The sequence below is a fragment of the Blautia wexlerae DSM 19850 genome (genome assembly GCF_025148125.1).
Lineage (GTDB): Bacteria > Bacillota > Clostridia > Lachnospirales > Lachnospiraceae > Blautia_A > Blautia_A wexlerae.
Window position 1 is genome coordinate 402891 of the sequence record NZ_CP102267.1, and the last position, 19227, is coordinate 422117.

At 43.0% G+C, this 19227-nt stretch carries 15 protein-coding genes and 1 tRNA gene; 8 read left to right on the plus strand and 8 right to left on the minus strand.

What is annotated here, in order from left to right; translation table 11 throughout:
• Positions 1-180 precede the first annotated feature (180 nt).
• A complete protein-coding gene (locus NQ550_RS01860; protein WP_025578967.1) occupies positions 181-1923 on the minus strand; it encodes an ABC-ATPase domain-containing protein in 1743 nt (580 codons plus the stop codon).
• Positions 1924-2198: 275 nt separating this feature from the next.
• Here NQ550_RS01860 and NQ550_RS01865 point away from each other — a divergent pair, with 275 nt between their 5' ends.
• From NQ550_RS01865 to NQ550_RS01885, 5 genes are all read left to right on the plus strand, one after another.
• Positions 2199-3590, plus strand: coding sequence for an aminopeptidase (locus NQ550_RS01865; RefSeq protein WP_025578965.1), 1392 nt, complete (start codon positions 2199-2201; stop codon positions 3588-3590).
• A gap of 240 nt (positions 3591-3830) precedes the next feature.
• The gene (locus tag NQ550_RS01870; protein ID WP_008708059.1) at positions 3831-4562 is read left to right on the plus strand and encodes an ABC transporter ATP-binding protein; all 732 of its coding nucleotides are present in this window, start codon (positions 3831-3833) and stop codon (positions 4560-4562) included.
• A gap of 25 nt (positions 4563-4587) precedes the next feature.
• Positions 4588-6408, plus strand: coding sequence for an efflux RND transporter periplasmic adaptor subunit (locus tag NQ550_RS01875; RefSeq protein ID WP_025578964.1), 1821 nt, complete (start codon positions 4588-4590; stop codon positions 6406-6408).
• Positions 6401-7633: an ABC transporter permease gene (locus NQ550_RS01880; RefSeq protein WP_008708063.1), complete on the plus strand. Its 1233-nt coding sequence runs from the start codon at positions 6401-6403 to the stop codon at positions 7631-7633. Before NQ550_RS01875 ends, NQ550_RS01880 begins: the two co-directional genes overlap by 8 nt.
• Positions 7634-7824: 191 nt before the next feature.
• Positions 7825-7898, plus strand: a tRNA-Arg gene (locus tag NQ550_RS01885).
• 242 nt (positions 7899-8140) lie between these two features.
• On the opposite strand, the gene NQ550_RS01890 is transcribed toward NQ550_RS01885, so the two are convergent.
• The 3 genes from NQ550_RS01890 to NQ550_RS01900 are packed head-to-tail and all read right to left on the minus strand — an operon-like array spanning position 8141 to position 10569.
• Entirely contained in the window at positions 8141-8677 is a 537-nt protein-coding gene (locus NQ550_RS01890) for a nucleoside-triphosphatase (protein ID WP_025578962.1), read from the minus strand.
• Positions 8678-8714: 37 nt separating this feature from the next.
• Positions 8715-9521, minus strand: a complete 807-nt coding sequence (locus NQ550_RS01895; RefSeq protein WP_025578960.1) for an ABC transporter ATP-binding protein — start codon at positions 9519-9521, stop codon at positions 8715-8717.
• A gap of 4 nt (positions 9522-9525) precedes the next feature.
• The gene (locus NQ550_RS01900; protein WP_025578959.1) at positions 9526-10569 is read right to left on the minus strand and encodes a FecCD family ABC transporter permease; all 1044 of its coding nucleotides are present in this window, start codon (positions 10567-10569) and stop codon (positions 9526-9528) included.
• Positions 10570-10738: 169 nt separating this feature from the next.
• Between NQ550_RS01900 and NQ550_RS01905 the strand changes: the two genes are divergently transcribed.
• The gene (locus NQ550_RS01905) at positions 10739-11863 is read left to right on the plus strand and encodes an ABC transporter substrate-binding protein (protein WP_025578957.1); all 1125 of its coding nucleotides are present in this window, start codon (positions 10739-10741) and stop codon (positions 11861-11863) included.
• A 90-nt stretch (positions 11864-11953) separates the two neighbouring features.
• Here the strand turns inward: NQ550_RS01905 and NQ550_RS01910 are convergent, their stop codons facing one another.
• The 4 genes from NQ550_RS01910 to NQ550_RS01925 form a co-directional block, all read right to left on the minus strand.
• Positions 11954-12814, minus strand: a complete 861-nt coding sequence (locus tag NQ550_RS01910; protein ID WP_008708066.1) for a TylF/MycF/NovP-related O-methyltransferase — start codon at positions 12812-12814, stop codon at positions 11954-11956.
• A complete protein-coding gene (locus NQ550_RS01915) occupies positions 12811-13836 on the minus strand; it encodes an XdhC family protein (protein WP_008708067.1) in 1026 nt (341 codons plus the stop codon). The genes NQ550_RS01910 and NQ550_RS01915 overlap by 4 nt, the downstream gene beginning before the upstream one ends.
• A 69-nt stretch (positions 13837-13905) precedes the next feature.
• Positions 13906-14979, minus strand: a complete 1074-nt coding sequence (locus NQ550_RS01920) for a histidine phosphatase family protein (protein ID WP_008708068.1) — start codon at positions 14977-14979, stop codon at positions 13906-13908.
• Entirely contained in the window at positions 14972-15901 is a 930-nt protein-coding gene (locus NQ550_RS01925) for an NTP transferase domain-containing protein (RefSeq protein ID WP_008708069.1), read from the minus strand. The genes NQ550_RS01920 and NQ550_RS01925 overlap by 8 nt, the downstream gene beginning before the upstream one ends.
• A 210-nt stretch (positions 15902-16111) precedes the next feature.
• On the opposite strand from NQ550_RS01925, the gene NQ550_RS01930 reads away from it, so the two are divergent.
• Together NQ550_RS01930 and NQ550_RS01935 are read left to right on the plus strand one after the other, a co-directional pair.
• Positions 16112-16372 carry a hypothetical protein gene (locus NQ550_RS01930; RefSeq protein WP_008708070.1) on the plus strand — a complete coding sequence of 87 codons (261 nt, stop codon included), beginning with the start codon at positions 16112-16114 and terminating at the stop codon, positions 16370-16372.
• A gap of 36 nt (positions 16373-16408) precedes the next feature.
• Complete coding sequence (locus tag NQ550_RS01935) at positions 16409-19171, plus strand: molybdopterin-dependent aldehyde oxidoreductase (protein WP_008708071.1); 2763 nt, start codon at positions 16409-16411, stop codon at positions 19169-19171.
• Positions 19172-19227: the final 56 nt, after the last annotated feature.

A 19227-nucleotide genomic window follows, 5' to 3' on the forward strand; every position in this document is an offset into this window, starting at 1 on the left:
ATTAGACAAATTTCTCTCACATTTATAGGTTATGATATTTACATCTTAAGGAAATGACGTACCTTAAGAGAAAATCTTTCCTTTCCCTAAAAAGTGTAAAATGAACGTGAATCACCGCTTAGCCGACAAGATCGACGGAGAAGCGGTGATTTTATTATGTCACTGAAGCCGGATTCTTTCTTATAAACCTCTGTAACGATTAAGACAGGCATAAATTTCCTGAATACGGGGAGTAGCGTAACCACAGGAAATTTTTTGATTCTCCGTAAAAAAGGACAGACCATGTAAAGAGAGATTTTTCCAGAGAAACTGCACAATTTCAGGCAGGGTACGTCTGCCGTCTGCCAGATGTTCAACTGCATATTTCAGCAGGAGACCTAAGGCAGCGGTCTGTTCTGCGTCAATAAGCTGTTCTGTATAGCGGAGATCAATCTCCTGTCTGCCGAGAGAGAAGCCATCTGTTCCGGAGATTCTGATTTTCAGGCGCTCAGGTTTTGCGGCACCGGAATCGGAATGATTTCCACGACTGTTATGTCTGAGGCGCTTAGAAGATTCGGCAGGCCTGCTCATAATGCGATGGCTGTGCGGAAGCTGAAAATCAGTAACTGAAACAGAAGGCAGAGGATATTGACAGCATAATTTTTTGACAGAAGCTGTAATATCTTTTGGAACGTAATTGTCCATCTGGATAATTGTATCTGCAATATGAAAGAATGCCCCGGAACTTCCGGCAACAAGAATTGTAGAAATCCCTGCTTTTTTATAAAGATCTTCTGCACGCTCCAGAAACGGAGTGATCGGCTCTTTCTCACGCTGAATAACCTGTTGCATGAAAGCATCACGAACCATGAAGTTAGTTGCGGAGGTGTCTTCGTCAAGAAGAAAAAGGTGGCTTCCGGCTTCCATGCTTTCTACGATACCGGCTGCCTGGGAAGTGCTTCCACTGGCATCCAGTGTAGAGAAACAGCGGGTATCTTTCTTGTTTGGAAGATCATTTATAAACATGGAAATATCCACATCCTTGATAAAACGGCCATCTTCTGAACGCAGTTTGACAGCAGTTGCATCTGTGATCACGTATTCACGTCCATCTCCGGGGATATGATTGTATACACCAAGTTCAAGTGCATTCAGAAGCGTGGATTTGCCATGATATCCACCACCTACGATCAGAGTGATTCCCTTTGGAATCCCCATGCCTGTGATTTTTCCTTTATGGGGAAGATTTATGGAAATGCGCAGACTGTCCGGAGAAGTAAAGGGAACGGAAGCTTTCATAGGGCGGGAGGAAATACCGCTTTCTCTTGGGAGGATGGAGCCGTCGGCTATGAATGCGCAGAGATTTTTTGCGGGCAGCGTCTGACGGATAAATTCCTGATCCTCTGCAAGCTCTATATAATTCTGTAATTCCTTTGCATTAAGGCTGGAATAGAAAAAGGATTTTTGAATGCATACAGGCAGAAAATCAAAAAGGATTTTCTCCAGTTCAGTGGCATTGATCGTGCGGCCATTAGCAGGGAAGCCCACAAAAAAGCGGGCGGTTATGCCTTTTTCTGTTATTTCACAGGCTGTCCGGGAAAGAATCTCCTGACCACAATGACTGACAGTGAGCAGGCCGCTTTTGCCGGAGCCTTTTGCACGAAAGCTGTACTGACTGACCTGTTTTTCAAACTGACGTGTAAGATAGTCGCAAAGAGTAGTCCCGGTAAGCGTATCTTTATAACATTCGACGGGAAATCCGGCATCTCTGTGTGAAATCTGAATGCTGACATGAGAGGGAGAAGCAAAAGGATCTCCCTGCACATGGTCGATGGACAGAATATAATTTCCAAAATGATACAGACTCTTCAGCCCTTTATATGCCGGATAACTTTTGCGGTTTATGGAACGAAGCTGCTGACGCAGTTCCTCTGAATTTTTCATGACAGAACCTCCTGGTATTGCAGATATTTTTATAACAATCCTCGTAAATAATGAATTTGAGAGGAGAAATATTAACCTGCCATCAACTATAGCGGAAATGAATCCTAATGTCTACTGACAAATAAATATTAATCATATGGAAAATTTCCAGAGGATGTTTTATAATGAAAAACAGGTAATTGTTCAATACCATTACATAATAGCGAACTGATGAATAGTTACCGTTATCAAAGCAATACTATGAATGACAGTCATAAAGAAAGGCGGAACAGTAAATGGAACGTAGAAATGCATGGCTTTCTTATACAGAAGCAGAAGAAAAAGAACTGGAGCAGGTTGCAAAAGCGTATCGCAATTTCCTTAATGTGGGAAAAACAGAGCGTGAATGTGTGACGCAGATCATCAGAGAAGCACGGGCAGCAGGTTATGAATCTCTGGAAGAGAAGACTGCGAAGGGTGAGAAACTGAAAGCAGGAGATAAAGTTTATACAGTCGGAATGAAGAAAATCATTGCACTGTTTCATATCGGACAGGATGATATTTCTGAGGGAATGAATATTCTGGGAGCACACATTGATTCTCCACGTCTTGATGTCAAACAGAATCCATTATATGAGGATACGGATCTTGCATATCTGGATACCCATTATTATGGCGGTGTTAAGAAATACCAGTGGGTGACTCTTCCCCTGGCAATTCATGGCGTAGTGGTAAAGAAAGACGGAAGTACAGCAGAAGTAAATATCGGTGAGGATGAGGATGATCCGATCGTATATATCACAGACCTTCTGATCCATCTTGCAGGAAAGCAGATGCAGAAAAAAGCGACAGAAGTGATCGAGGGAGAGAATCTGGACATCCTGATCGGCAGCAGACCACTGAAAGACCTGGAAGATGATAAGAAGAAAGAGGCAGTAAAACAGAATGTACTGAATATCCTTAAAGAGAAGTATGATATGGAAGAGGAAGATTTTCTTTCTGCAGAGCTGGAGATCGTACCGGCAGGAAAGGCAAGAGAGTGTGGTCTGGACAGAAGTATGATCGCTGCTTATGGACAGGATGACAGAGTGTGCGCATATACTTCTCTGCTTGCAATGCTTGGGATGGACACCCCGAAACACACTTCCTGCTGTCTGTTTACTGATAAAGAAGAGATTGGAAGCGTAGGTGCAACCGGTATGCAGTCACGTTTCTTTGAGAACGCAGTGGCTGAACTTCTGGATGCAATGGGATGCTACAGTGATCTGAGATTGAGAAGAACTCTGAAGAATTCCAGTATGCTTTCCTCTGATGTAAGTGCAGGCTACGATCCGGCTTATGGGGAGGCATTTGAGAAAAAGAATGCAGCTTATCTTGGAAGAGGTATCGTATTAAATAAATTTACCGGAGCAAGAGGTAAATCCGGCTCGAATGATGCAAATGCAGAATATGTGGCAAGAGTCAGAAATATTTTTGACAGCCATGAAGTTGCATTCCAGACAGCTGAGCTTGGAAAAGTAGACGTGGGCGGAGGCGGAACAATCGCCTATATCGCAGCACTTTATGGAATGGAAGTTATTGACAGCGGTGTGGCAGTACTCAGTATGCATGCACCATGGGAAGTGACAAGCAAGGCAGATATTTACGAAGCCAGGAAAGCATATAAGGCATTTTTGCTGGAAGCATAAAAAGTCGGGCAGATGCAGAATAAAAATATGAAGAAATCGTGGAAGCTGTATCGTTTCTGATAACAGAGACTTGCAGATTCCGCAGATAAGGGCAGAACTTTTGGAAAACTGAAGCGCTGCCCTTTTAACATATAAGTGAGGTTATGATTGTAAAAGGTATTTCTGATATCTTACGAAAGACAGGTTGCGATTCTGTAAGATCTGGATTGGAGCAGGATATTTAATAGACGGGAGGGAAAGATGGAGGAAGCGCTGATCAGAGTAAAAGATTTGTGTAAAATATATAATCCCGGCGAGAATGAAGTACGGGCGCTGGATCATATTAATCTGGAAATTAATAAGGGTGAGTTTGTTGCTATTATCGGACAGTCAGGTTCGGGAAAGTCTACATTTATGAATATGCTGGGCTGCCTGGATGTGCCTACATCCGGCGAATATTTTCTGAATGGAACTGATGTGTCCACAATGGAAGACAATGAACTCTCAGAAGTCAGAAACCGGGAGATCGGATTTATTTTTCAGGGATTTAATCTGATCTCGAATCTGACTGCAATCGAAAATGTGGAACTACCGCTGGTTTACAGAGGAGTAGACAGAAAAACGAGACATAAGCTGGCAGTAGAATCACTGACCATGGTAGGGCTTGAGAAACGTATGGATCACAGGCCAAATGAAATGTCAGGAGGACAGCAGCAGAGGGTGGCTATTGCAAGAGCAATCGCGGCCCAGCCACCGGTGATCCTGGCAGATGAACCTACAGGAAATCTGGATTCTGCATCCAGTAAGGAGATTCTTCAGATTCTTAAAAGTATGCACGAGCAGGGAAAAACGGTCATATTGATCACACATGATAATGGGATCGCTGCTCAGGCAAGGCGTGTAGTCAGAATTATGGATGGAAAGATAGAATCAGATTTTATCAATAAAAACTATGGGAAAGAAGAATATATAAAAAACCAGCTGGATGCATAAATCCGGTTACAGGGAGACAGATATTATGAAAAAAAAGAAAAGTAAAAAGAAAATTATTATTGGAGCAGCAGCTGTTCTTGTTGTTGCCGGCGGAGTTACAGTAGCAGGTCAGAGAAATTCAACAGAAAATCAGATTCCACAGGTTCAGGTAGTAACTGCAGAGAAAGGAGATGTTGAGGAAATCGTAGATGCCACAGGAACAGTGGGAAGTGAAGAAGAGAAGACTTATTATTCTCCTGTAAATGCAGAACTGAAAACTGTTTCTTTTTCCCAGGGCGATGTGGTAAAAAAGGGAACAAAACTGATCGAGTTTGATACAGAGAATCTGGAAAAAGATAACCGGAAAGCAGAACTGAATCTGAAATCAACAAAGTACGATACAAAAGATACAAGAAAGAAATCTGACAAAGCAGAAAAGAAGCAGAAGGATGCCAAAAAGAATGTTCAGGAAATCGAGAAGAAAATAAAGGATAAAAAGGCTTATGTCTCGTCTCTGAAAGCACAGATTTCAGCAGCACAGCGTGAAGCGGCAGCTCAGGCAAAAGCCCAGGCAGCAGCCCAGGCTCAGGCACAGCAGCAGGAAGCTCAGGCAAAAGCCCAGGCAGAGGCAAAGAAACAGGAGGAAATCCAGAGTAAATATCAGGCCGCACTTTATACATACAAGACGGAGACTCTTCCGCAGTACCAACAGCAGCTCTCAGATCTGAATGCACAGTATAATCAGGCACAAAGCGATTATAATCAGGCAGACACCACATATCAGATGGCATTTGCAACATGGCAGGCAGATCCTTCAGATGAGAATGCACAGGCTCTGGATAACGCGGAGACTGCAAGAACACAGGCACAGCTCACAATGCAGCAGGCACAGCAGACTTATAATGATCTTAAGCAGCAGACACCGAAAATGCCGGTACTTTCTGATTTCACAGAAAGCAGCGCAGATTACTCATGGGGAATTTCAGACGGTTCAGATGCAGATGACAGCGATGGGGAAGATTCTTCCTACTCCGGATATGACAACAGCGGAAGTGATGGCGGGACAGTAACTGCGAATACTTCTGCTCTGGAAAGTGCACTTGAGACAGCAAGTGATGAACTTGCAGAGCTTCAGTCAGATCTGGCTTCTGAGAAAGCTATCGCAGAGGCAGATTCCACAAGCCTGACAAAAGAAGAAAAAGAGAAACTGAAAGTAACAGATAATCTTTCCGAACTGGATGCAAAATCAGCCGAGGAGCTGGTGAAGGAAGGAAAGAAAGGAATCACCGCGGAATTTAACGGAATCATATCCAAGGCAGATATTAAGCAGGGAGCAGCAGTTACTCAGGGTATGGAACTGTTTACTATTGAGAATACAGACAAGGCAAGTGTGGATGTGACTCTCTCTAAATATGATTATAATACAGTGAAAGAGGGGCAGTCTGTTGAGATTACCTTAGGGGATAATACTTATCAGGGTACTGTAATAAAAATGAGCCATATTGCGGTGCAGAATGAAAAAGGAACGCCGGTCATTTCAGCAACAGTAAGCATTGATGATCCGGATGAAGATATTTTCCTGGGAGTAGATGCCAAGGTTAAGATTCATGCGGCTTCTGCGAAAAATGTGGTGACTCTTCCTGTGGAAGTGATCAATATCGGAAAAGAAGGCTCCTTCTGCTATGTGATAGAAGATGGACTGGTGACAAAGAGAAATATTACCACAGGAATCAGCTCAGAGGATTATGTGGAAATTACGGACGGAATCAAAGAAGGAGAAGAAGTAATCGCAGATCTGGGTGATTACACAGAGGGAATGGAAGTACAGGCAGTTCCTGAACAGACAGGAGAGGATGCTGATGAGTAATCTGTATGAATATATCAAGATGGCAGTCCATAATATTATGGCAAATAAGGGACGTTCTTTTCTGACTATGCTTGGCATTATCATTGGCATTGCTTCTGTAATTGCCATTGTATCTGTGGGTGAAGGAACCAAGAACCAGATGAACAGTGAAATTGATGATATCGGCGGCGGGCAGATTGCCATCAGTGTCAGCGATGAGGCACAGACAGATGAGGAGTGGATCACTGCGGATGATGTGGAAGCAATCCGGGCGGTAGACGGTATAGAAGGAGTAAATGTTTCGGATTCATTCAGTGGAGAAACTACCACAGGTAAGGGAAATTTTTCTCTTATGCTGACGGGTGAGGGACCGGATGCAAAGCTGTTAAATAATGCCACCATGAAGCATGGAGTATATTTCGGGGAAAATGAAGTTCAGGAAGCAAAAAATGTCTGTGTGCTTTCCGATGCAGATGCAAAAAGACTCTTTGGCACAGATGATGTGGTTGGAATGACTGTAGATGTCAATTGTTATGGACTGACCAAAAGTCTTCGTATCTGCGGGGTGACAACCCAGAAAGAAAATGGAACCTTTGTCAGTTATACTTATGAGGGAATGCCGGTGACTATTAATGTTCCCTATACTACAATGAATGAATTCACCGGTGTATCCGATTACTTTTTCTCAGTAACAATGCAGGCAGATAAGAGCTTAAACAGTCAGGATGTTGCTGACAAAGTGGTAAAACTGATGGAAAAAAGACATCAGTGTGCAGGAAAAGATTACTTTCAGGTACAGAGCTTTCAGGATATTATGAGCTCTATGAATCAGATGCTGGATATGGTGACTGCTTTTATCTCCTTTGTGGCGGGAATTTCCCTTCTGGTTGGCGGTATCGGCGTTATGAATATTATGCTGGTTTCCGTAACAGAACGTACCAGAGAGATTGGTATCCGTAAGTCGCTGGGAGCGAAAACCTCTTCTATTATGATGCAGTTTCTGGCAGAGGCGGCAATTCTGACGGTGATTGGAGGGGTGATAGGAATTGTTCTGGGTGTGATTGGCGGATATGTGATCTGTTCAATCATAAGCAGCAGTATGGGAATGTCCATCACTCCGGGAATCAGCCTGAGTACAATTATGGCGGCAACTTTGTTTTCCTGTGCAGTAGGAGTATTCTTTGGAATTTATCCTGCGAAGAAAGCAGCAAAACTGAGCCCGATCGAGGCTTTGCGGCGGAATTAATGAAAACAGGACTGCGATGGTATTTTGGTGTACCTGTGTACTGATATCATTACAGAATAGTTGTAAATTGTTATAATTTTGCGAATCAAAAGAAAAAAATAAAAAATTCAAAAAAAGTGTTGACAAATGCTCCAGTATAGAGTAGAATACTCATTGTTGTGAGGGACACGAGATAAGAACTTCACAAGGATGTGCGTTTAGCTCAGCTGGATAGAGCGTTTGGCTACGGACCAAAAGGCCGGGGGTTCGAATCCTCTAACGCACGCTAATAAAAAATAAGACAGTGCATTTGCACTGTCTTATTTTTTTATTCGAGTCCGGGTCGGACTCGAACGGGTTCGATCTACGCTTCGCTCCGGTCGTTGCTAAACGCGTGCCACTGGCACGCAGCAACCTCTAACGCACGTAAAACCGCTAGAAATCAAGGCTTCTAGCGGTTATTTTTTTACTTGACAAGGCTACTTGACCCTTTGGTTAGTTCCGATGGCATAGCCCCGGGAGTAATCATTAAGGAGAAGAAATTTTACATTGAATGTAATTGAGTAAAGCTCTGTCATTCCGATTGTCTTCAGAAATTGTAATGATTTCAACCTTTGGGTGATTTACAATTTCAGGCCAGAAAGATTCTGCAGGTTCCTGTAATACCCCTAAAATGGGAGTCTGCCCATCCAAAAGGTTTAAGATTTTTTTACGAAATAAAGTAGCGTCTGCTTCATGTGGACCAAGTTCATCCATAACAATTAAAGAGCAGTCAGAACACATGGAAAGAATATTGCATCCAAGAAGATCAAAGGTATCGGCAGTGTGTTCATCTGTTTTTCCGCATAAAAACAAAAGATTAGATTCGTTTGGGAATTCCTTCTCTTTTAGATGGTACATATGAACTGAATACTGATTCTTTAGATAGTCTTTTGTGCGGACAGTCAGGAATCCATCAGCGGTTTTCTTATAATCATCCAATATCTTTTGGGTCAATGTAGATTTTCCAATGTGTTTTTTACCAGTTAAAAATATATGTTGAGTCATAGTAAAGTCCCATTTCATTTTATTTTATAATAGTTCCATAATTGTAACCCACGTATCATTTCTCATGAACTGTTTTGGCTGAGCTGTTTACCGGTAAACAGATAGTTCGTTCACGGCCATAGCGGTCGTGTGTAGTTATCACATCCATTTCAATATCGTAAACAGATTGTAAGGTTTCAGATGTAATGATTTCTTTGGGAGAGCCAAATCCCATAACCTTTCCGGATTTCATGAGAAGAACTTTGTTTCCCACGGAAAAGGGATGCTCAGGACTATGTGTTGACATAATAATGCAATATCCCTGGTTGGCCAGCCCTGAAATTACTTCCATGAGAAGCTGATGATTTGCATAATCCAGATTGGCGGCTGGCTCGTCCATGATGAAGATTTTTGCAGACTGACAGATTGCACGGGCAATTAAAACCAATTGCCTTTGTCCTCCGCTTAAGGAAGTATATTTCCTGTTGGCAAGAGGCAGGGCATTTACTTTCTCCAAGGCAGCAAAAGCTGCTTCCTGATCAGGCTCTTTTGGGGTTTCAAATGCGGAGAAATGAGAAGCACGCCCCATAATTACTATATCAAGAACTGTATAGGCAAATACAGGGGAATGATATTGGGGAATATATGCAATCATATTTGCCAGTGTTTTGGTTGTAAAGTCACTAATATTTTTTCCGGCTATCTTTATTTTTCCATTAGAAACAGGAAGGGAACCTAATATCATGCGGAACAGAGTGGTCTTTCCGCAACCATTAGGACCAAGCAGACAAAGCACATCACCATAGTCTGCGCTGCAGCTGATACCTTTTAAAATATCACCATTGCCGTAACCGCCAAAAACATTTTCAATTTCCAGAAGCATATAATTACGCGCGCTCCTTTCGTTTGATGATAAGATAGATAAAGAAGGGGGCGCCCATGATACTTGTGACAACGCCAAGTGGAAGTTCCATGGACAAAAGGGAACGGGAAATATCATCAACAAGTATCAGATATCCGCCGCCAAGGATCGCACTTGCAGGTATCAGCCTTCTGTAATCAACGCCAACCAGTGCACGTGCCAGATGGGGGATCATCAGCCCGACCCATCCAATCAATCCTCCAAGACAGACAGCAGCGGCGCTGAGTAATGTGGAAGCGACTATAAAAATCAGACGATATTTACGCACATTGATTCCTAAACTTTTGGCTTCTTCTTCATCCAAAGTCAGCAGATTGATCTGCCATCGAAAAATAAAAATCAGACTTAATCCAATGATCATTGGAAGAACACTCCAGGAAAAGGATTTGGTTGTGGTTTTGGTTAAGCTGCCCATAAGCCAGAAAGTAATTTGTTGGAGAACATCATTAGGGTCTGCCACATATTTGATCATTGTGACACCGGCATTGCAGAGTGACATGATCATAGTTCCGGTCAGAACAAGACTGAGAGTCTGGGAATGTGCGGATTTTCGGCTGATAAGATAGGATGCGGCTACTGCGGCTACACCACCTGCAAAAGCAGAAAGTTGAATCATCCAGTTGGAAGCTCCGTTTAAAATTGCAAAAGCAGCTCCGAGACTTGCACCGGAAGAAACTCCAAGGATATCCGGAGATACCAGTGGATTGCGAAACATTCCCTGATAGGTTGCACCTGCTACCGAGAGGGAAGCACCAATAAATAAAGCAGACAGAATACGGGGCAGACGGATATTCCAGAATATGGTAACTGCCTGGGGTAAAATATCTCCTTTAAAACCAAATTTTGATAAAAATGCATTTAGTACCTGCACTGGTGTAAGCGGATAATATCCCACCCAGAATGAGAGTACTATAATGATAAACAAAAGTACCAGCATAACCGCCAACAGCAGAACATATCGTCTTTGCCGGGCAGTAGCTGCTTTTTTTTCATTAGCTGTCAGATTCATAATCATTCATCCTTGTAACTTGACTGATCAAATTTACGGTGTTATACTCAGAAAAACCGAATTGTTTTTAAAAACTATTCGCATATACATTATAATACTTAAAAATTGTATAGTCAATTTCAATAAGCGTCAATTATGAGTAATGCGGAGAAAAGAAAGGAGAAAGTTTATGAAAAAGCACAGACAACTTTTGGCTCTGCTTATATGTCTGGTGATGTCAGTCAGTCTTTTAACAGGATATTCTGAAACGAAGGCTGCTACTGAAGAGCAGGCGCAGAGTGGGGAGCAGGATGCCACGCAGGAAACTGCTGAAACCCGTGAGATCACAGACATGGCAGGAAGAAAAGTAACGGTCCCTGCAGCAGAAAATATTGAATCTGTTTTTTCAGCAGGTCCGGTAGCTGCAATTTTTCTGTATATGGTTGCACCGGATAAGCTTCTTGGGTGGAATTATGAACTGAATGATGTTGAGAAATCTATTATTCTGGACAAATATCAGGATCTTCCTAATTTTGGAATGGGTGATGCTGTCAATTATGAAGCAGTAATTGCTGCCAATCCTACAATTGCTATTAATAGTGGAAAGATTAATGATACAATGGTTTCTGATTGCGATGCGTTATCAGAAAGCCTTGGAATTCCGGTTGTTGCAGTAGACAATGAGCTTAATAATTCTGCGGAAGCTTTTCGTTTTATGGGCGAACTTCTTGGCGTAGAAGATCATGCAGAAGAGCTTGCTCAGTATGCGGAGCAGGTATTTACTGATATTAATGCACTTTCAGATATTCCAGAAGAAAAGAAAGTCAGTGTATACTTCGGTAATGGAGAGGATTCACTGGAAACTGCACCCAGGGGATCCCAGCATGCACAGATCCTTGATGCCATCAATGCAGTCAATGTTGCAGATCTGGAATTGGGAGATGGATCTCGTGTTCAGATTTCAGCAGAACAGCTTCTTGCATGGGATCCGGATGTGATTGTTGTAAATGGTGAACCAAAGGCAGATAAAAGCGGAAATTCTGCAGCAGAAGATATCCTGAGCAATCCTGATTATGCTTCACTAAAAGCAGTACAGGACCAAAAGGTTTATGGAACTCCTAATGCACCGTTTAGCTGGGTGGATCGTCCGGCAGGACCAAATCGTCTGATCGGTATGCGATGGTTCTCAGCATTGATTTATCCGGAATATATTAAATGTGATATCAATGAAGAAATACATAAATTTTTCGATCTTTTTTATCATGTTGATCTGTCCGATGAACAGTTGGAAAATGTTCTGAAAGGAACTTTATAAAGGTTAGGCATGGACGTGGAAAAGGGCTATACAATAAATAAATGAAAAAGAAACGCTGGTTCCGGTAAATACCGGTTCCGGCGTTTCTTTTTATAATTTTCGGATCATTGCGCTTCCATGCAGATCGCATACAGGATCTGCAAACAGATGGTTTTTCAGACAGAATTCCCCGACCGCTTTTCGACATCCGGAAAACTGTGTACTGTACACATCGTGGATCAGGAGAACTCCTCCGGTGGCCAGGCGTTCATAGAACAGAGGAAGTGCGGCTGCAGTTGGAGCATAGAGATCTGCGTCCAGAGATACAAAACAAAAAGTTTCATCTGTGACATCGGAAAAGGTATCCGGAAACCATCCTTTGTGGATCACAGTACGTGTAGGATCAGGCATAACATGAAGAACAGAGTCAATATCAGTAGAAGAAAAATCACCTGTTTTGGCACGGGACAGATTACCGGAGGCTTCTATTGTGATATCCTTTTCTGAAAAGCCCTCAAAAGTATCAAAAAGATGGATTTTTCGGTCTGGAAAGGCTGCACTGATCAGGGAAGAAAATTCACCTCGAAAAACACCTAGTTCTGCAACATTTCCCGGAATATCCAATTGATAGATCTGCTCAGATAAAAGACGCATAACAGCAACCCGTGCGTCAAACATGCGAAGGACGGAGGGATCACGAAAAGGTCCGTGATAACCTAAGTTTTCCATCTGCTTTATCATAGAATTGCGCCGTTCTTCATCCAGAACTCCCAGGATGACCAGATCCGGGAGAAGTGCTGCTGCAGTATCCGGAGAACAGACTGGAATATTTCCAATATATGATCCGTGTTTATGGGGGTCATTATCAGCAAAGCACAGGAGCTGACAGGGACTGCTGAGAAGTCTTGCGGTCATTTGTCCAATTTGTCCGGCACCAAATATTACAGTTTTATATACTGATTTTGCCATCATTTTGATGTAGCCTTTCTGTCAGCGCGAACCTGGATCATCTGTCCTGTGATGGAGATGGCGATTTCAGCCGGTGTTTCTGCTTTGATCTCCAGTCCTATAGGTGAGATGATATGGTTTAAATCTTGTTCATTAATGTTGTATTCTTCAATCAGACGGTGAAATACAGCAGCTTTTTTTGCACGGCTTCCAATGACGCCTATATAACATGCAGGTGTAGCGAGAAGCTGTGCCTGTACAATGGTATCATAGGAATGTCCACGTGTCATGACGCAGCAATAATCAGCAGCTGTAATAGAAACATACTGGTCCAGATGGTTGAAATCACAAAGTATTGTTTCAACTGCTCCTGGGAAAAGAGCAGGATTTGTAAATTCCGGCCGGTCATCCAGGACAACACAGCGAAAATCAACGCTTGCAAGGATTGGGACAAGCTTTTGTGAGACATGTCCGCCGCCGAATACATAGACAGTTCCTGAGGTTCCAATCTGTTCAGAAAACAGATCATAATCTTCACTGTGATATCGGTGTGGCTTTGTAGACAAAGAAGATAATACAGAAGAAGGAACATTGGCAGTTCCGATGAGACCGCATGCAGGACTGTAGAGGCTCACACCGGAGGTGGTGAGAAGATCGCAGATCAGCCAGAAATCTTTTCGCTCTTCATAGAATTTTTCAGCAGTTTCCGTGATTTCCATAATAATCGGATCGTTATGATCAAGATACTGGAAAAAGGCCGTAACATCACCACCACAGATCATACCAATATTTTCAACATCTTTATGATTCAGCCGGAATTCATGCTCGCAGGATTCCTTTTTTTCAAGAATATCCAATGCCATACATTCAGCACGATATTCTACAGCTCCACCTCCGATGGTTCCGGAAATTCTGCCGTTTTTTCCGACCAGCATGCGGGAACCGGCACCTCTTGGTGTAGACCCTGAGGATGCTGTAACGGAAACAAGTACAAGATCGTTTCCCTCCAGGAATTGTTGTTTTATTGTCTGAAATAATGTTCTCATATAATAAAATACCTCCTAACTAAATTAAGTGATTTTTCTGCTCCAGTTGTGTACGTCTGCCCGCCTGAACTAAAGCGTGATATGGCAGAGTGATTGTATCATGTCCTGCAGTTTGCGGGCTTGTTCTAACTGCTGCTCATGAGCTTTGCGAGCTTCCGGACTTTTGCATTTACTCATGCTGTCGGCAAATCTTTTTTCTATGGTTACACGCTGTGTTTCCTGAATCAGTTTATCAGCCAGAAATACAATAGCTGCTTCATCCAGCGTGGCTTCCAACAGACCATGGTGCTGTGAAATGATCTGGCTGATCTCAGGATAACCTAACTGTAAGAAAAGTTCACCGCCTGTTTTCGCGTGATGCCTCTGAAGTCTGGCAATATCATGCAGAAGTGCACCGGAGCGAACAAGCTTCTGGTCAAAGATATAACCATTGGATTCCAGCATATTGCATAAACAACAGGCAAGTTCAGTAACAGCATCACTGTGAGCTTGTACATGACGGGGCAGAGAAACAGCATTGCGAAGCCTGAGACATAGTCCGTCATTTAATTCAGGATGAGGCAGTATATAACTGGGATCAGAGAAAGAAATATTATTTTTTTCATTCACTTCCAGATGATAGTAAGAGCCGCAGGGCAGACGAAACCGCTGCCTGCTGTACATATCAGAATGTAATGCATGTAAATAAGAAGAGATTACATCTGTATGAGTTACCACTGCAATATCACCTTCAGAAGCGCAAAGAATCTTATGAACTGCCTGCGAAAAGCGAAAACCAGATGCAGCAGGAGTTTCTGCTCCCGGGATCGGATGATCAGGGTTATTCCCACGCGCTTTATAAATGTCCGGCCATCTCTGGCGTATTTCATCAAAAGAAAGGCCATCCCATTCTCCCAGATTTCGTTCTGACAGATCAGAAACAATGATATGTGGAAGCTCAGGTGCCATATGGCCTGCTGTCTCAACTGCTCTTAACAAAGGACTGCAGTATACCCCTGATATTTTATCGGACAATTCTTCGTTAAGAAGGACTGCCTGCAGATGTCCAAGCATGGATAGAGAGAAATCTGTCTGTCCTACACAGTAAGAATGTTCATCCGGATACTGTGGTTTTCCATGCCGGACCAGATAAAGGTTACGCATTTAAAAACCCTCCGAAACATTCTTCAAATATTTTTTTTGAACAGGAACGTGTTTCTTCTGAAAAACGGGCATATCGTTTCAGAAATTCTTCGCCGTATGGTGTCAGTTCGCTATGGCTTCCCCTTGTACCGCCTTGGCTTCTGATGATCAGAGGTTCATGAAGCTGTGATTCCAGGGTATGGATCAGGTTCCAGCTGGTAGAATAGGAAATGTGCATGCGCTCACAGGCATCGCGGACAGATCCTGTTTCATGGATCAGTGTAAGCAGCGAATAGAGTTTTTCATCAAAAAAAACTTTTTCCCGGGCTAGCTGAATATGGATTTCAGAACGGATCAGACTCTGGTTGTGTATGCGGAGAAGTTCAGCATAATCCTCTGGTGTATCAGCATCATGAATAATACCGGGATCCTTTACATTAAGATAATACATGGGTTCCCCGCAGTTATCCACAGCACCTTTAAGTCCTGATTTTCCGTCATCACTTAGGATGGAATCAATCAGTGTGGAACGGATCAGAATGGGATGACCGGGATTGCCATTACAGACCGGAGTTACAAGGGGACGCCCCAGAGAGAGCATTTGAGTGACTGTCTGGGCTGTGAACAGCGGAACATCAACAGGTGTAAAGAGTACCGTATCCACTTTGTCTTTCAGATACTCAAGTCCGATTCGGACAGAATCAAACATATGAGTGTTTGCATAGTTCTCATTTCGAAGAAAGACTACATTATTGGAAGCCAGGTGGCATTCCAGAACATCTGCATGATATCCGGTTACCACTACTACTTTGGAGATTCCGGCCTGCCGGAAATTATTGATCACGCGCTGTGCGATGGAAATGGAGCCAAGCTGAAGCATGGGTTTAAAGTCTCCCATTCGTGATGATTTCCCCGCAGCCACGATGAGGGCGCCTGTCTGCATTTAGATACCTCCTTCTTTCAATGATATTATACAAATTTGATATTATTATAACATATAAAAGAATAAAAATAGTTAAAATTTTAAATAAAACAAAATAAAATTGTCTGCAATATATAAAATAGCCAACTATTAATTATTTGTAATTTGTATAATTGTGCAAAATTATGGTAGTATGGATATATAAAATAACATGGACAGGAGAACTTTTTTATGGATAAGATTTTTGAGATTACCGCAAAAGAAGTTACTGTACAGGTAAAAGATGAGCGTACAGGGGTTGTATATAGCCGGACGCTTCCCATCGATTATTATGAGAATGCAAATGTTTTAAAGCTCAGCGGTGAGAATCTGGACGGGAGCAGCTCTTCCATTGTTTTCTATTCCGCCAGAGGAATAGAGAGACTGAAAGATCTGACAGGCAGGGGAGCTGACCATGATTCGTGCGGAACACATAAGCCTGAAGATCAGTAAGATTGAAATGAATTTTTTTAAAAGGAGGAATGGGACATGATTAAAAAGACATTGAAGATTAATGGTGTTGAGAGAATACTTATTCTTGATAAGGATGAGACACTGGCGCAGGTGCTCCGTGATCACCTTCTTCTTACAGGATGTAAGATTGGCTGCGGTGAAGGTCACTGTGGAGCCTGTAATGTTATTATGAACGGAAAAGTCACAAGATCCTGTATCTACAAGATGAGCCGTGTTCCCGATCATGCAGAGATCACAACCATTGAAGGTGTGGGAACACTTTCTGATATGCATCCAATCCAGGTTGCATGGATGGCATATGGATGCGCACAGTGCGGTTTCTGTTCACCGGGATTTATTATTTCAGCAAAAGTGCTTCTGGACAATAATCCAAGTCCTACCCGTGAGGAGGTAAGAGACTGGTTTAACAAACAGCGTAATCTCTGCCGTTGTACAGGCTATAAGCCGCTGATCGATGCTACTATGGCTGCAGCAGCAGTTATGCGCGGCGAGATGACAAAGGAAGACCTTGTGTTCAAACAGACAGGTGATTCTATTGTTGGAACAAATTATATCCGTCCGTCAGCAGCACAGAAGGTAACAGGTACCTGGGATTTTGGTGCAGATGATGCATTAAAGATGCCATCAGGAACACTTCGCCTTGCTCTTACACAGGCAAAGGTTTCTCATGCAAATATTCTCAATATTGACACAGCAGAAGCAGAGAGTATGCCTGGTGTTGTTCGTGTTATCACAGCAAAAGATATTAAGGCAGCAGGCGGAACCAATAAGATCAATGGTCTTGTAATGCTTCCAAAACACAACAAGACAGACGGTTTCGAACGTCCTGTACTTTGCGATGAAAAAATCTTCCAGTTTGGTGATGCGATTGCCATCGTAGCTGCTGATACAGAAGAGCATGCAAGGGCAGCAGCAGAAGCAGTTAAAGTTGAGATCGAAGAGCTTCCTGCATATATGAATGCAATGGATGCCATCGCACCGGATGCGGCAGAGATTCATCCCGGTATTCCGAACGCATTCTTTGAGACAAACTGTATCAAGGGTCCTGATTTTGACTGGGACAGCATTCCGGATTCACAGCAGGTTGAGATCGAATCTTACTGTTCACGTCAGCCTCATCTTCATCTTGAGCCGGACTGCGGTTATGGTTACATTGACGAAGACGGTATGATAACTGTTCATTCCAAATCCATTGGTATCCATCTGCATATGCCTATGATCGCTGATGGTATCGGTGTGCCAATGGAGAACTTACGAATTGTTCAGAACCATGCAGGAGGAACCTTTGGTTACAAGTTCTCTCCTACAAATGAGGCTCTGATCGGCGCTGCTGTTAAGATCCTTGAACGTCCTGTGTCTCTGGTATTTAATCAGTTCCAGAATATTACTTATACAGGAAAGAGATCCCCTGCATTTATGAATATCAAGCTTGCAGCAGATGAACATGGTAAGCTTCTTGCACTCTGGGGCAATAACTATGTGGATCATGGTCCATACTCAGAATTCGGTGATCTGCTTACAATGAGACTTTCCCAGTTTACAGGTGCAGGCTATGGAATCAATTCTATCCGTAACAAATCTACAACAGTGTTTACAAACCATGCATGGGGTTCAGCATTCCGTGCTTACGGATCTCCTCAGTCTTATATGGGATCTGAGATTGCGATAGATGTTCTGGCTGCAAAGATGGGAATCGACCCCTTCGATATCCGTGAAATGAACTGTTACAAAGAATCAGAAGGCAGTACGATCCCTACAGGTTATCCGCCTGAAGTATACTGTGAAGAAGAACTGTTCAAGACAGCTCGTCCACTGTATGAAGCAGCTAAGAAACGTGTGGCTGAAAAGAATGCAGCTTCTGATGGCAAGATCAAATATGGTATCGGTGTATCTCTCGGTGTATATGGCTGTGGTCTTGATGGTGTTGATACATCAAACGCATTTGCAGAGCTGAATCCGGATGGAACAGTTACAATGTATGCTGCATGGGAAGATCACGGACAGGGCGCTGATATGGGGGTTCTTGTATCATCACATGAAACACTTCGTCAGGCAGGAATCAGACCGGAACAGATCAAACTTGTTATGAATGATACCAAGACATGTCCTAATGCAGGTCCTGCAGGTGGATCACGTTCACAGGTTATGTCAGGTAATGCATGTCGTCTGGCAGCAGAAAACCTTGTGGCAGCCATGAAGAAAGAAGACGGAACCTTCCGTACTTATGATGAGATGGTGGCTGAGGGTCTTGCAACAAAATATGAAGGTAACTGGGTGACAACCTTCTGTGCAGATCATCCGATCGATCAGGATACAGCACAGGGTGATCCGTTTGCAACCTACATGTATACGATCTTCCTTCCGGAAGTTGCTGTTAATACAGAAACAGGTAAAGTTAAAGTTGAAAAATTCACCTGTGTGGCTGACGTAGGTACCATCATGAACAGACTTCTTGTAGAAGGCAACTTCTACGGCGGCCTTGTACAGGGTATTGGTCTTGCTCTTACAGAAGATTTCGAGGATCTGAACCATGATACTTCTCTGAAGAACTGTGGCATTCCGTATCCAAATGATGCGCCGGATGATATTGAACTTCATTTCAATGAAACATATCGCCCAAGCGGTCCTTACGGTGCTGCCGGCTGTGGGGAGGCTCCGCTGGATGCTCCTCATCCTGCAATCCTGAATGCGATCTACAATGCTACAGGCGCACGTATCACACGTGTTCCTGCCCGTCCTGAAAAGGTTCTTGCAGCATTAAAGGAACTTGAGAAATAACTGTCAGTATAATTTTATCATGTGATATAATAAGGGGAGACGGGAGACTGTCTCCC